The organism is Pseudomonas syringae group sp. 243L2 (assembly GCF_032587875.1).
Classification (GTDB): Bacteria; Pseudomonadota; Gammaproteobacteria; order Pseudomonadales; family Pseudomonadaceae; genus Aquipseudomonas; species Aquipseudomonas amygdali.
The window spans coordinates 321,127-334,470 of record NZ_JAWHPL010000003.1 but is presented as its reverse complement, the minus strand read 5'-3'; the positions used below and the strand labels follow the sequence as shown (position 1 = coordinate 334,470).

The 13,344-nt window shown below is 57.3% G+C and carries 10 protein-coding genes and 2 pseudogenes; 7 read left to right on the top strand and 5 right to left on the bottom strand.

Translation table 11 applies throughout. From position 1 onward, the window contains the following. Window positions 1–89 precede the first annotated feature (89 nt). Entirely contained in the window at window positions 90–1,298 is a 1,209-nt protein-coding gene (locus tag RYB66_RS02610; RefSeq protein ID WP_029240860.1) for a sugar transporter, read from the top strand. Between the two features lie 66 nt (window positions 1,299–1,364). Here the strand turns inward: RYB66_RS02610 and pcsA are convergent, their stop codons facing one another. After that, on the bottom strand, window positions 1,365–2,084 hold the full coding sequence (pcsA, locus tag RYB66_RS02605; RefSeq protein WP_002552093.1) for a phosphatidylcholine synthase: 720 nt from the start codon (window positions 2,082–2,084) through the stop codon (window positions 1,365–1,367). A gap of 87 nt (window positions 2,085–2,171) precedes the next feature. Beyond that, window positions 2,172–4,181 carry an alkaline phosphatase D family protein gene (locus tag RYB66_RS02600; protein ID WP_005746478.1) on the bottom strand — a complete coding sequence of 670 codons (2,010 nt, stop codon included), beginning with the start codon at window positions 4,179–4,181 and terminating at the stop codon, window positions 2,172–2,174. 264 nt (window positions 4,182–4,445) lie between these two features. On the opposite strand from RYB66_RS02600, the pseudogene RYB66_RS26515 reads away from it, so the two are divergent. Together RYB66_RS26515 and RYB66_RS26510 are read left to right on the top strand one after the other, a co-directional pair. Then, window positions 4,446–5,228: pseudogene (locus RYB66_RS26515) on the top strand (MCP four helix bundle domain-containing protein); the annotation flags it as partial. Next, complete coding sequence (locus RYB66_RS26510) at window positions 5,202–6,086, top strand: methyl-accepting chemotaxis protein (RefSeq protein ID WP_410478398.1); 885 nt, start codon at window positions 5,202–5,204, stop codon at window positions 6,084–6,086. The pseudogene RYB66_RS26515 and the gene RYB66_RS26510, both read left to right, overlap by 27 nt. An 8-nt stretch (window positions 6,087–6,094) precedes the next feature. Here RYB66_RS26510 and RYB66_RS02590 read toward each other — a convergent pair whose 3' ends face one another. After that, window positions 6,095–6,532 carry a GNAT family N-acetyltransferase gene (locus tag RYB66_RS02590; protein ID WP_316893709.1) on the bottom strand — a complete coding sequence of 146 codons (438 nt, stop codon included), beginning with the start codon at window positions 6,530–6,532 and terminating at the stop codon, window positions 6,095–6,097. Window positions 6,533–6,615: 83 nt separating this feature from the next. After that, window positions 6,616–7,809, bottom strand: a complete 1,194-nt coding sequence (locus RYB66_RS02585; protein ID WP_117140516.1) for a sensor domain-containing diguanylate cyclase — start codon at window positions 7,807–7,809, stop codon at window positions 6,616–6,618. Between the two features lie 410 nt (window positions 7,810–8,219). Here RYB66_RS02585 and gmd point away from each other — a divergent pair, with 410 nt between their 5' ends. Further along, window positions 8,220–9,266: a GDP-mannose 4,6-dehydratase gene (gene gmd / locus RYB66_RS02580; RefSeq protein ID WP_316893707.1), complete on the top strand. Its 1,047-nt coding sequence runs from the start codon at window positions 8,220–8,222 to the stop codon at window positions 9,264–9,266. Window positions 9,267–9,352: 86 nt separating this feature from the next. Here the strand turns inward: gmd and RYB66_RS02575 are convergent, their stop codons facing one another. Further along, window positions 9,353–10,312 carry a GDP-mannose 4,6-dehydratase gene (locus tag RYB66_RS02575; protein ID WP_002552099.1) on the bottom strand — a complete coding sequence of 320 codons (960 nt, stop codon included), beginning with the start codon at window positions 10,310–10,312 and terminating at the stop codon, window positions 9,353–9,355. A gap of 260 nt (window positions 10,313–10,572) precedes the next feature. On the opposite strand from RYB66_RS02575, the pseudogene RYB66_RS26505 reads away from it, so the two are divergent. The 3 genes and pseudogenes from RYB66_RS26505 to RYB66_RS02565 form a co-directional block, all read left to right on the top strand. Next, a pseudogene (locus RYB66_RS26505) lies at window positions 10,573–11,289 on the top strand (PAS domain-containing protein); the annotation flags it as partial. Between the two features lie 42 nt (window positions 11,290–11,331). Next, window positions 11,332–11,886 (top strand): methyl-accepting chemotaxis protein, encoded by a 555-nt coding sequence (locus RYB66_RS26500; protein WP_369812071.1) that lies wholly within the window; start codon window positions 11,332–11,334, stop codon window positions 11,884–11,886. Window positions 11,887–12,060: 174 nt separating this feature from the next. Then, window positions 12,061–13,326 carry a hypothetical protein gene (locus tag RYB66_RS02565; RefSeq protein WP_316893703.1) on the top strand — a complete coding sequence of 422 codons (1,266 nt, stop codon included), beginning with the start codon at window positions 12,061–12,063 and terminating at the stop codon, window positions 13,324–13,326. The last annotated feature ends 18 nt before the right edge of the window (window positions 13,327–13,344 follow it).

Sequence of the window (13,344 nt, the reverse complement as noted above, 5' to 3'; positions counted from 1 at the left end):
GAGCCGCGGTTCCATACAGGTGTCAGGCGTGCGTGTTCATGCGTGGCGATCGGCCTTCGGGTCGGAACATTTTCAGGGCGTTGCGATTCTTGATAACTTCACCTCCAAACGAGCAAGCAGGTAGCTGGCTTGGCGTATTCGCGCTGGCCTTGGCGGCCTTCATTTTCAATACCACCGAGTTCGTGCCGATCGGTCTGCTGAGTAACATCGGCCAGAGCTTCGAGATGACCCCGGCCCAGGTCGGGCTGATGCTTACGATCTATGCCTGGGTCGTGTCGCTGATGTCGTTGCCGATGATGCTGGCGACGCGCAACATCGAGCGCCGCAAGTTGCTGATGTTCGTGTTCGGCCTGTTTGTGGTCAGCCATGTACTCTCCGCAATCTCCCCCAGCTTCGCAATCCTGCTGGTGAGTCGGGTCGGTATCGCCTTTGCACATGCGGTGTTCTGGTCGGTCACGGCGTCGCTGGCCGTGCGCATCGCACCGCCCGGCAAGCAGGTTCAGGCGCTTGGCCTGCTGGCGACCGGTACGTCGCTGGCGATGGTGCTGGGTATTCCGCTGGGCCGCGTGCTGGGTGAGGCCCTGGGCTGGCGGACTACCTTTCTGGGCATCGCCGGCATCGCTGCGCTGGTAGTCTTCCTGTTGGCTCGCGCGCTGCCTTTGCTGCCCAGCCAGAACTCCGGCTCGTTGCGCAGCCTGCCGATCCTGTTCAAACGCCCACGGTTAATGGCGATCTACCTGCTGACCGCGATTGTGGTGACCGCTCATTTCACCGCCTACAGCTATATCGAGCCGTTCACCCAGACTGTGTCCCGACTCAGCGGCGAAATGACCACGATTCTGCTGCTGGTCTTTGGCGGTGCAGGAATCATGGGCTCGATCATCTTCAGCCTGTTCAGCGACCGCTTCCCTAACGGGCTATTGATCACCGCCATTGGCACGCTGACCGTTTGCCTGCTCATGCTATTGCCACTCTCCGGCGATGCGACAGCGCTCGGCACGCTGACCATTATCTGGGGCATGGCGATCATGTGCTTCGGGCTGACCTTGCAAGCGCGTGTACTCTCGCTGGCACCGGATGCGACCGATGTGGCAATGGCGCTGTTCTCGGGCATCTTCAATATCGGTATTGGTGGCGGTGCGCTGCTCGGCAGCGTGGTCAGCAGCCATCTCGGGGTTGCCAATGTCGGTATTGTCGGCGGCCTGCTGGCCTTGGGCGGGTTGGGGTTGTGCTGCTTTACGACGCATTACTTCGGCAAAATCCCGCCTGCTGCCGAGGTGCAGGCCGAGAGCAAATAGGGCGCGCATAAAAAAGCTCGCTGACCGCGCAATGCGATCAGCGAGCTTTTTGTTCAGGCCTCGGCGTCAGGCTTTAAGCCGTCCCAGCCACTCCAGCGACGTTCTCCAGACACAAATTCCGAGAAAATACGCCGACATCGCCAGCCACAGCCCCATGACCACAGGACCGTTGTGTGGGTGGTTGATGATCAGCAGCGCGCTGGACAACAACCACACGGTGGTGACTGCGATGTTGATCGGCATGAAACGACGCACACGAAACGGGTGCAGAAACTTCATGCGCGTCAGGGTCAGCAATGCCAAGGCGATGATGGTGATGAACGTCAGCCACGGCGCGGGCGACAGAATGTAAAGGCACAGGGCAACTACGTTCCATGCCGCGGGAAAGCCCTGAAAGTAGTTGTCCTTGCTTTTCATGTCGACGTTGCAGAAGCAGAACAGCGACGACACCAGAATCACCGATACGCTGAGCAGCAACGTGTAATCCGGCACTGGTATGTAGCGATAGATGAACAGTGCCGGAATGAACACGTAGGTCAGGTAGTCGATGACCAGGTCCAGCACCGAGCCATCGAAGTGCGGCAGTACCGAGGTGGTATTGACCTTGCGAGCCAGTGAGCCGTCTACGCCATCCACGATCAGGGCGGCGCCCAGCCACAGCAGGCATGCTTTGGGTTCGTTGTTGAACAAGGCAATGGTAGCCAGGAACGCAAGGACGACGCCGGTGGCGGTGAAGCCATGCGCGCCCCAGGCGTTGAGTCTGGCTATGCGTTGATTGGTTATCACGGGGGCGCTCTCCAGGAAATAATGCTTGCCAGGGTGTGCCGCAAACCTGACCGGTAGCAACTATCGACCCGGCAATTGCCGATAAGTTTAGCGGTGACTATCCCTTGTTTCCCGGTTACTTTCCAGAAAACCACGATCTGTGTCAGACCGCTCGTCTCTGGAATCTTGCGGTTCGACGAAACAGGTAGGCGCGTCACCGTTGGCATTGAGTTGGTTGATCAGGGTCGGCTGGCCCTGTTCATTGAACATTACCTGACCGACACCTGCCGAGTTCCATAAGCGTTCACCGGCCTTGCTGTGCTCGGGCGTGCGCGGAACAACCTTCATCAGGCGGCGCTTGGTGAACCAGTTAAGAGGTGAGCGGGGAGAGTATAACCAGCGATTCAGCCGATCAAAAGTGTCCAGCAGACGACGGGGGAATTCATTCTTGATGCCACTGCTGGTGATTTGCCAGATGTGAGGCCCGCCACTGCGCTGACGGATCAGGATTTCGTAGACGAACGAGTAATGCACATCACCCGACAGGATCACGTAATTGCCCGGGGTTCTGGAATGGCGAAAGATGTTCAGAATGACGTTGGCTGCGCCACGATGCGCCATCCAGTTTTCCGCATCGACCAGCAACGGGTAGCCGCACCAACTGAAGACACGCTGGATCGCCTCAATCAACTTGACGCCGAACACGGGGGCAGGTGACACGATAATCGCCGATTTATGGTCGATCAGTTCCTGTTGCAGTTCACTGAGCGCTTCCCAGTCCAGCAGGCCGGACGGGTGATTGAAATTCGATTCACTGCGCCAGCGTCGGGTGCGCGTATCCAGTACCACCAGCGCCGGGCTGGTCGGCAGAACGTAATGCCACTGTTGAAACTTCAGCAACTGATCGATCAGCGCGTCCTGGGCCGTGCTGTCCAGCCAGTTATCCTTGCGCACAGCCGCTGCACTCAGTTCATGTACCTGCCGGACCAGGTCGTTGAGTGCGTCGGGATTGTTACCCCAGCCCTGGCAGAGCAGATAGGCGAGCAGGGCATTGCCGATGATGCGTTTCGAGAAGGGATGGCCGTACGCGGTTTCTTCCCAGTTTGCCGACAGGTTCCAGTCATCGGTGATGTCATGGTCGTCAAAAATCATCATGCACGGCAGGTGAGCCATCGCACGCGCCACGCCCTCAAGCCCCGCAGTGAAATCCTCGACCAGTTGCTGCTCTCTGGCATAACGCTCGACTTCGTCGGCTTCCAGATGCGGCTTGCCTGGCTCGATCAGGGTCCAGGGCGTGGGTGACCAGACCAGCAGGTACATCGCCACCACTTCCGCCAGAGTGACCAAATGGTTATCCGCAGTGCTGCTGGTAAATACCGGCTTGCTGGTGCCACCAAAGAACCGCTCACGCAGCGTGTCGTTGCTTTTCAGGGCGGGTAGCAGGTCGGCACGCTGGTAATAGCTGGCCGGGTGCGCATAAAGGCTGGTGCTGTCGTCGACAACAGCACCGTCGAGTTGCTCATCGAACAACCCCAGCCGTTCGATCAGCACATGAATGGCGCGCAGCATCGGCCCGGCGACATCGTCGGCGTAGATCTGATCGCCGCTCATCATCAACAGCGCAGGGCGTTGCAACGGGTCCTGGTTGCCGGCCAACAGGCGATCCACGCAGAGCAGACCCTCGGCCGCGCTGTGATGTGGCTTGCGACACGAGCCATGCAAGAGCTGATCAATGCTGCTGCGTACCACGAAATTCGGATAACGGGCACCGTCGTACAGCAGGTGCGGTGCCCACTCGGCGATACCGCCAGGTTCGCCATCTACCAACAGGTCGTAATCGATCCAGGTGTCCAGGGGCAGCTCGGCCTCCAGTTGCAGGTCGATCAGATGAATGAATGCGTGGCGACCTACCGCGACGATCTGGCATTGCTGATCGGTCAGTGAATGGTCGTTGAAGTCATCTGCTGCATTCTCAACGCCATGACGCAGACGCAGTATCAGCTTGAGCGGGCGCGAGCCCACCAGCCACAGCACCAGGCGTCCGGCTTCCTGTCGGCGTAACAGCGGACCGGCAAGGATGGACGGTAATGGACGTTTTTCGGCGGGCGAAGACGGCATCCTGATTCATGGCTCTGACTGATCGTAGGCCGGAAATACTAACGCAGTCAGTGCGGAAAGTTCTTGTTACACCGCTGGGCCGTTACCTTCAGCCTGTTTCAAAGCATTGCGCCATTAGCCCTGAGCCCTTGGCGGCCAATCGGATGAATGTCACTTCAGTGGTGCTTGATGCTGCCGATAGACGCTTTATACAGAGCCTGAAACTGCCGGTCCTCGAGCACCGCAGCCCAGCCTCAGCCAGCTGTTAAAACTAGAGATTTCTCCATGAACTGGTTCTACAACGCCAAGCTTTCCACCAAGCTGTTTATCTCATTTGCACTCTGCGCGGTTATCACCCTCGCGGTGGGCATGGTTGCCAGCCGGGGGATCGGTGAGCTCGCCAGCAACCTGAAACTTGCGTTCTCCAACAACCTGGTGTCGGTGTCGAAAACCAACGAGGCCACCATCAATGTTGTCGAGCAGAATCGTGATTTGTATCGCTTGCTTTCGGTCACTGCCAGCAACGCGCCACAAAGCGTGAAGGATGAAGTTCTCGCCAGTATGAAAAACAATCGCGCAGAAGCAGAAAAAGCTTATGCGACCTATCGTGCAACACCGCTTGAAGATGACGAGCGCGCTGCAGGCGATAAGATGGACAAGGACTGGCCCGTCTATCAGACGCTGGTTGATCGTGCTGTGGCTGTTGTCCTTTCCGGAGACGTTGCAGCCGCGAGGGCGCTGATCGAAGGCGACGTTCGCAAGGCCTATCTGACCGTGGTGGACGAGTTGTACATCATGGTCGGCTCCAACAACCGTCAGATAGGTGAAGGTGCAATCGCCGCTGAAAAAACAGAATCAGCGGCCAATCTCAATCTGTATATGGGGATCGGCATTGCCTTCGTGGCCGCCTTCCTTTTGGCACTGTTTATCAGTCGTGTGATCAGTTCGCCCATTTCCTCTGCCCTTGTCAGTGCGCAGCGCATTGCCGGTGGCGATCTGACCCAGCCGATCGTCAGCACTCACCGGGATGAAGCAGGCCTGATGCTTACGGCGCTCAGTGATATGCAGAACAGCCTGAAGAGCACCATCGGACAGATCTCCAGCGCTGCCGACCAGCTTGCTTCGGCTGCTGAAGAACTCAATGCCGTTACCGAAGAAGGCAGCCGTGGCCTGATGCGACAGAACGACGAGATTCAATTGGCTGCCACGGCGGTCACCGAAATGACCGCTGCGGTCGAAGAAGTGGCGCGTAACGCCATGTCTACCTCTGACGCCTCAAAGCGGACCAGTACCGAAGCGGCTACCGGGCGTGATCAGGCGCGTGATGCGGTCAGTGCGATCAACAACGTCAGCGCCGAGATCAGCAGCTCCACCTCAATGGTTGAAGAGCTTGCCGGGCGGGTTCGTGAGATTGGTCAGGTGCTGGACGTGATCCGTGGTATCGCCGAACAGACCAACCTGCTGGCCCTCAACGCCGCCATCGAGGCTGCGCGCGCCGGTGAGCAGGGCCGCGGCTTTGCCGTGGTGGCCGACGAAGTACGTGCGCTTGCCGCTCGTACTCAGGCGTCCACAGGTGAAATCGAAACCATGATAGGCAGCGTGCAGGCCAGTGCCGATCAGGCTGTGCGGGCCATGGGTAACAGCCGTACCCTCGCCAGCAATACTCAATCCCTGGCTCAGGCCACCGGCCAGTCGCTGGAGCGCATTGCGCAGAGCATTGCCGAAATCAACGATCGCAACATGCTGATTGCTACCGCGTCCGAAGAGCAGTCCCACGTTGCGCGCGAGGTGGATCGCAATCTGATCAACATTCAGGACCTCTCCACCCAGACCGCTGCTGGCGCTCACCAGACCAGCGCTTCAAGTCAGGAGCTGTCTCGTCTGGCGATTTCCTTCAACAACCTGGTAGGCAAGTTCAAGGTCTGACGCAAGCGTCAGGACGCTGATACCGGCAGGCGCTTCTGGAAAAAGAAGCGCTTGCTGCCGGGCGGATAGTCGTCAATCTGCCCGAACTCGGTGTAACCGTGGCGGCGATAGAAATCCGGAGCCTGGAAGTCGAAGGTATCCAGCCAGATCCCTGCACAGCCTTTCTCGACCGCAAGATCCTCAGCCATCTGCATCAAACGCGAGCCCATGCCTTGCCCCCGGGTTTGCTCCGGCACCACCAGCAACTCGATGAACAACCATTGATAAAAAATGCGTGCGTGCAGGCCACCGAGAATTTCCCGGGTCTGATCATCGCGAATGAACATCGCCACTTTCTCTGACTTACCGTCACCCGCTTGCTCGGCGTTAAAGCGCTTCAGTGGTTCCAGAATCGCCAGGCGATCTTCTTCTGTAGGGTTGTTATTGACATCAATGTGAACGCTCATGCGCTGGCTCCTAGCCTTGGTTTGCGCGACGAGCTTAAAGCGGCAAGGATGTGGGGTAAAGCCAGGCCCTGCAAAGCGTCATTTCACGCAAAGCACACGCAGTTACGCCCTGCGCGTTTAGCGGCGTAGAGGGCATTGTCAGCAGCGCTGATCAGATGGTCGGCAGTGGTCTGCGGTGCGGTTGCACACGCGACCCCCAGGCTGACAGTCACGAACGCGCTTTCGCCCAGCACCGGGTGCGGTAACTTGAGCGCCGCGACAGCGGCCTGCAGGGCGTCGGCCATTTCTCTGGCCTGTCCGGCATCGCCATTCATCAGAACCAGAACCTCTTCACCGCCGAAGCGAAACGCCACGGCTCCATTTTCATGCGCGCTTTGCTGGATTTTCTGACAGAGCAACTTGAGGCAGGTATCGCCTTGTGGGTGTCCATAGTTGTCGTTGTAGGATTTGAAGTGATCGATGTCCAGCAGGATGATGGCCACGTTCGCCGGTGTTTTACGCGCGCGTTCCCAGACCGAGGTCATCACTTCGTCCTGATAGCGTCGATTGAACAGGCGAGTCAAACCATCGGTGCGTGCGAACTCCATCAACTGCACTTGCAGCAGGCGTCCGCGAAGCGCGAACAGGTAGCTCATGCGGCTGGCGCGCTCCAGAAAATACGAAGCCATCAACAGCAGCGCTACCGTGGAGACGAACAGCACTGCATTGGCCTGCCAGATCACAAAGTCTGCGAAATTGGCAATGTAGGTTGTCACCAACTGGATGATCAGCATGCATGACATCGCGGCGGCTGCATGGCGCAGGGGCAATTGCTGGATCATGGTGCAATAGACCATGATCAACAGCATGCCCAGTTGATAAAAGATTTGATACGGGCTCTGGCTGTGAATCATCACCAGCATGGGCATGAGCGAGCACAGTACCGTCGCGGTCGCAGCTGTCGTTTCCATTGCCCAGCGAGTGGAAAAGCGTTGCGCCAGCACTAACAGCACAATAAACATCGGCGTGATCAGACACAGACGCCCCAGCGCCACGTAGACAAACACATCCCGCAGAATCAACCAGTCACTGATCAGAAACAGGTTGTAGATCAGGCTGCCACCAATCCCCACCGCCGTCAGGAATTCGCGCCGCTGTGGTCTGGTTTCCGCCTGGTAGCGTTGCTCAAGCACACGGCTGAAGCGCAACGCACCCACACCTGAAGTAATCGTCTGCTCTACCTCCGCAAGGAGTTGTGCATCTTCAGGATCGGGGCGTTCAAGGGCAGAAACGAGCATGTGACACCGGTACATTAACATCGAGAAACATTAGGACATCACGAATGATGTCTTAGTGCTATCAGCGTGTAGTGTGTGTGTCCTGAAGGCGACCGGCGGTTCCTCTCGACTTTCCGGCAAGGCGTCAGGACGACTGCTGTTCTCCTTTTGGTCATCTGCGCTAGGGTAATCGCACGGTGAGAGTGGTAAACCGCACGGCCTACTTATCCTGTTCTGATATTTGTTCGGAGCAGCTCGCAAACATAACTTACTGAAAATGACTGCTTGCACATCAGATTCCGCATCTATAGTGATCATATGCTTCGACTCAAGCGCTGTGGGTTGCCTTCGAAGCGAGCGTGCCGAGCGTCATGAATGCACCTCGGCGTAATAAATGAAGTCGCGTCAGCCCGGACCGGAATCCCCTATTTATGAATGCACCTAGAGAATCTGTAATTATCACGGGTATCACTGGCCAGGATGGCGCTTACCTGACTCAGTTGCTGCTGGAAAAAGGTTATACGGTTTACGGCACCTACCGCCGTACCAGCTCGGTCAACTTCTGGCGTCTTGAAGAACTTGGCGTGGCCAGCCATCCGAATTTGCACCTTGTTGAACACGACCTGACTGACTTGAGTGCCAGTATTCGCTTGCTGCAAAAAGCCGAGCCCACCCAGATTTACAACCTGGCGGCGCAGAGCTTTGTTGGTGTTTCCTTCGACCAGCCGATAACGACTGCTGAAATTACCGGCCTGGGCGCAGTCAACCTGCTTGAAGCGATACGCATAGTGAACCCGAAAATACGCTTTTATCAGGCGTCCACTTCTGAAATGTTCGGCAAGGTGCAAGAAGTCCCACAGGTCGAAAGCACCTCGTTCTATCCTCGCAGTCCTTATGGTGTGGCCAAGCTTTATGCGCACTGGATGACGATCAACTATCGGGAGTCGTATGGGGTCTTCGGTGCCAGCGGCATTCTGTTCAATCACGAGTCTCCTCTGCGGGGAAAAGAGTTTGTCACCCGCAAAATTACCGATTCTGCCGCACGTATTTCACTGGGTATGTCACAACTTCTGGAATTAGGCAATCTGGATGCCAGACGTGACTGGGGTTTTGCCAAGGAGTATGTCGAAGGCATGTGGCGCATGCTGCAAGCTGATGAGCCCGACTCATTCGTACTGGCCACCCATCGATCCGAAACCGTTCGAGACTTTGTGGCAATGGCCTTCAAGGCTGTCGATATTGACCTGGAGTGGAAAGGTAGCGCAGAGAACGAACAGGGCATTGATGCGGCCACGGGCAAAGCCCTTGTTCAAGTCAACCCAAAATTCTATCGCCCCTCTGAAGTGGAGCTGCTTATCGGCAACCCTGAAAAAGCCAGGAAGGTGCTTGGCTGGGAAGCGAACACTAGTCTCGAGCAGCTATGCCGGTTGATGGTGGATGCCGATCTGAAGCGTAACCAGCAGGGAACATCGTTTTAAGCGTCCCTCTTTCATACTCTGGTAGGTGTAGGGTGGGTGTTTCAGGCGTTGTTGATCGCAACGCCCCTCACGCATAAACCGGTAGCTCAAGCCGTTGCAGCTATCTCATCGCGCCAGTAATTCAGCAGTGTCGTGAGTGTAGACTGCAGCGTTGTGGTGGGCGTCCAGCCAGTGACTTTCTGGATAGCGGAGTTATCACCGAACGCGCAGGGGATGTCAGATAACCGCATTCGTTCGGGATCGTTTATCACATCGATCCTCTCTGAGCTCAGTGCCATGAGCTGACTCAGTATTGCCTCTATACGGACGGGCTCGCCGCTGCAGATATTCAGGCATTGAGGATAGGCTTCCTGCCTGGTGGCCATGTCCAGCAGGGCGACGTAGGCATTGCACACATCACGCACATCGAGAAAGTCTCGCGCCGCTTGCAAGTTGCCGACTTTCAACTGTGGTGCTTGCTTGCCTGCTTCTATCAAGGCGATCTGACGAGCAAATGACGCGGTCGCGAAATCAGCCGATTGCCTGGCACCAATGTGATTGAACGGACGTACGACAATACCGTTCTGGCCACGACGAAAGTACTCATGAAAGGCCGCTTCGGCGGCAAGTTTGCTGGCGGCATAGGGATTCATGGGTTTGCAGACACTGTTTTCGTCGAGCGCAATACCCTGCTTGAATGCCTCGCCGTAGACTTCCGATGAGCTGACAAACAACACAAATGCCTGAGGGGCCTTGCGTTGCAATGCCTGTAGAAGGTTCACGCTGCCCATGACGTTGGTTTGCCAGGTGGCCAGAGGGTCCTGGAAACTGGTAGGCACATGCGTAATAGCCGCCAAATGCACAACGTGAGTGGGATTTGCCTGAGACACCACTTGCTCAAGGCCAGCGGCGTCGCGAATGTCACAATGCAGCGATTCGGCAGCATAAGCGGAGCGGGGAGAGTCAGGGCTCACCAATGCAACAATATGGTGCCCGGCGTGCTGCAGCTTACGGCACAGCATCTGCCCGACAAAACCGTTTGCACCGGTGATCAGAATGCGTCGCATCATTGAGGGTCCTTAATGGCGTTGCTGCAAGCAAGTGAGTCTAGCAGGCAATAGCTGGTCAACCCGTTGTGACCTATGGCTCCTGCATTTTGTTTCGCCTTGCACATTCGTCATCAGCCTGCCCATTCAAGGTTCCGCAATTGCAGGCCCCGGTTATGCGGGCAACCCACATCAATTCAATCTGCCATCATCAGACGAAACGCCTTAATCCCGTCTACGCTTAGGCCGATACATACGTACAACCCACTACTGGTGCCGTCATGTTCAACACTCGCTTGAAAAAGGAATTACAGGCACAACACGCCGAGTTATCTATGTATCGGCAAATGCAGAAAGGGATGGACGCGCGGATGGTGTCGCTGAGTCTGGACGCCAATAACCGTATCGTCCATGCCAATGACAACTTCCTGAGGGCGCTTGGTTATTCTGCCGACCAGTTGCTGGGCAAGGATCTGGACCAGATGGTGCCGTCCTACGTCAAACAGCTCGATTGCTACCGTAACCTCAAGCTGGCGGTGCAGAAAGGCGAGTCGGTGATCGACAACTACCGTTTTCTGCATGCCAACGGCAGTCTGGTGTGGATTCGTGCCATGTGGCAGCCGGTTCTGGATGACCAGGGCAAACTGGTGACCTTGCAATGCTACGGGTCGGACATCACCCAGACCGTCGAGACCGCTGCCGAGAACTCTGCGTTCATTCAGGCATTGCTGCGCTCTACCGCCGTGATCGAGTTCGATCTTGGCGGCCACGTGCTCACGGCCAATGATCAGTTTCTGCGTGGCATGGGTTACAACCTGGCGCAGATCAAGGGCAAGCACCACAGCATGTTCTGTGATCCGGCTGAAACTTCACTGGCACCGTACCGGGAGTTCTGGGCGATGCTCAACCGCGGCGAGTTCGTCGCAGGGCGCTTCAAGCGTATCGACAACAGCGGGCGTGAGGTCTGGCTGGAGGCTACTTACAACCCGGTTCATGATGCTCAGGGCAAACTCTACAAGGTCGTCAAGTTCGCCACGCTGGTGACCGATCAGGTCGCCCGCGAAGATGAAGTCAGCCAGGCGGCCAGCGTGGCGTTTGAAATCTCCCAGCAGACCGACGTCAGCGCCCAGCGCGGCGCGGATGTGGTGCAGAACACTGTGCAGACCATGCGCAAGATATCCGAAGAGATGCAGTCGGCATCGTCGGGCATCGAAGCACTGGGCAAGCAGTCCCTGTTGATCAGCTCCATCGTGCAGACCATCGGCGGCATCGCCCAGCAGACCAACCTGCTGGCGCTCAATGCCGCCATCGAGGCCGCGCGCGCCGGTGAGCAGGGCAGGGGCTTTGCCGTGGTCGCCGATGAAGTCCGCCAACTGGCCGGCCGCACCAGCGCTGCGACCGAAGAGATCGTCAGCGTCGTGCAGCAAAACCAGTCGCTGGCCGATGAGGCGGTACGCGGCATGGCCAACAGCCGCACTCAGGCGGAACAGGGTCTTTTGCTGGCCAACGAGGCCGGCGCGGTGATCGTCGAGATTCAGGAAGGGGCCAAACAGGTGGTGGGTGCGGTAGGTCGGTTTGCCAATCAGTTGAAGTAGCGGCTGACGTCACTGTCGGTATTTCAGGTGTTGCAGGGCACGGACGACCGGCAACACCTGATAGCTCTGGCATCATTTTTGGACGGCAGGCAGAATGCGCCGCAGTTGGTCAGTGGGCACCTTCGCACTCAAGTGTTGTGAATCACTGGTTCCACTCTGACAAGGATTGGTTGGATGCTGCTTGCTGTACTTACCGTTCTCAATGCCCTTTGCCTGATCGGTGGCTTGCTGTTCAACGCAGAGTTGTTGAACAAGGCTGGCGCCGATATTCCCCTCAAAAACCTGCAGGCGCTGGAAATATACGGGCAGAGCCTTGCCGCAGTGAGCGTGTGCCTGGCGGCCTGGCGCCTGTGTATCTGGGCTCATGGGAAATGGGGACATCAGCAGCATCTCATGCGCTCCATCCTGCTCAGTACCGTGGTACTGGCCCCGCTGACCTGGTGGGTTCAGGGTGTGGTGCCGGACGCGATTGCTGAAGCGTTTCCGGCCGATCTGCGGGTTTACAGCCTTTACGCCTACGTGACGAAAAAAGGCCTGCTCTACGATTCGGTGCAGATACCCGGCATTCCCTATCAGGAATATCGCGACAAGGGCGAGGGCAAGGCCTTCATCGCCAATCTTGGCGTACTCATGAGTGTTCAGGGCTCGTACGTCGAGCAGATTGGCCACAATTTTCAGGGCTTCGCCCAAACCGTCTTCAAGGGCTATACCCGGCGCAATGCCGATCGGCTCTACAGCCGGCTGCAAGCGGAAGTCATCCCGGTCTTTGACGATATCGCCCGTGAATACGCAAAGGTAGAAGCCTTGCGGCGCTCTGGCGTAGCGGGCAATAAACGCAAACCGCTTGCCCTCCCGAACGCAGCCCTGCAACAGGACCCGCCGAGCGCCGAAGACTACGCGTTGGCGATGCCTTCAGGCCTGCGTACCCGTCAAGCGATGGCCAATACTGCGCAGGTGCGCGGTATGGCGCGTCAGGTCCTGGGCCCGCTCTACGTGGAAGGAATGGACCTGCTTGTCACGCCCAGTCAATTCAACACGTACCTCAATGGCATCGCCAGCAACATGGCCAGCGACGTCGCGCGCACTGATGTGCATGGCGCACAGAGCCTGAGCGTCCTCAAAAACATGTGGTTCGTACCCTGGTCGTTGCTGAGTGGTCTTTTCATGGGCGCGCTCAATATCGTCGGGTTGTTGTTGTCGACCGTCGAGCAGCGCGCGTTCATACAGAAGAGGCTTGTCGCCGTCAGAGCGGCAGCGGTGGCCCTGATCGTGATGGTTCCATTGCTCGCCGGTAACGCAATCATTCAATCGCCAGGCTATCGCACTGCGTTCAAGGACATCGAGGCCGGCCCGACCCTCATGGCCGGTGTCTTTCATTGGGCGATGTCTGCAGAAGCCATGTTGTACAACTTGACCAGACCTCTGCTCAACGCCGAGTAAAACGTTTCAAAAGGGAGT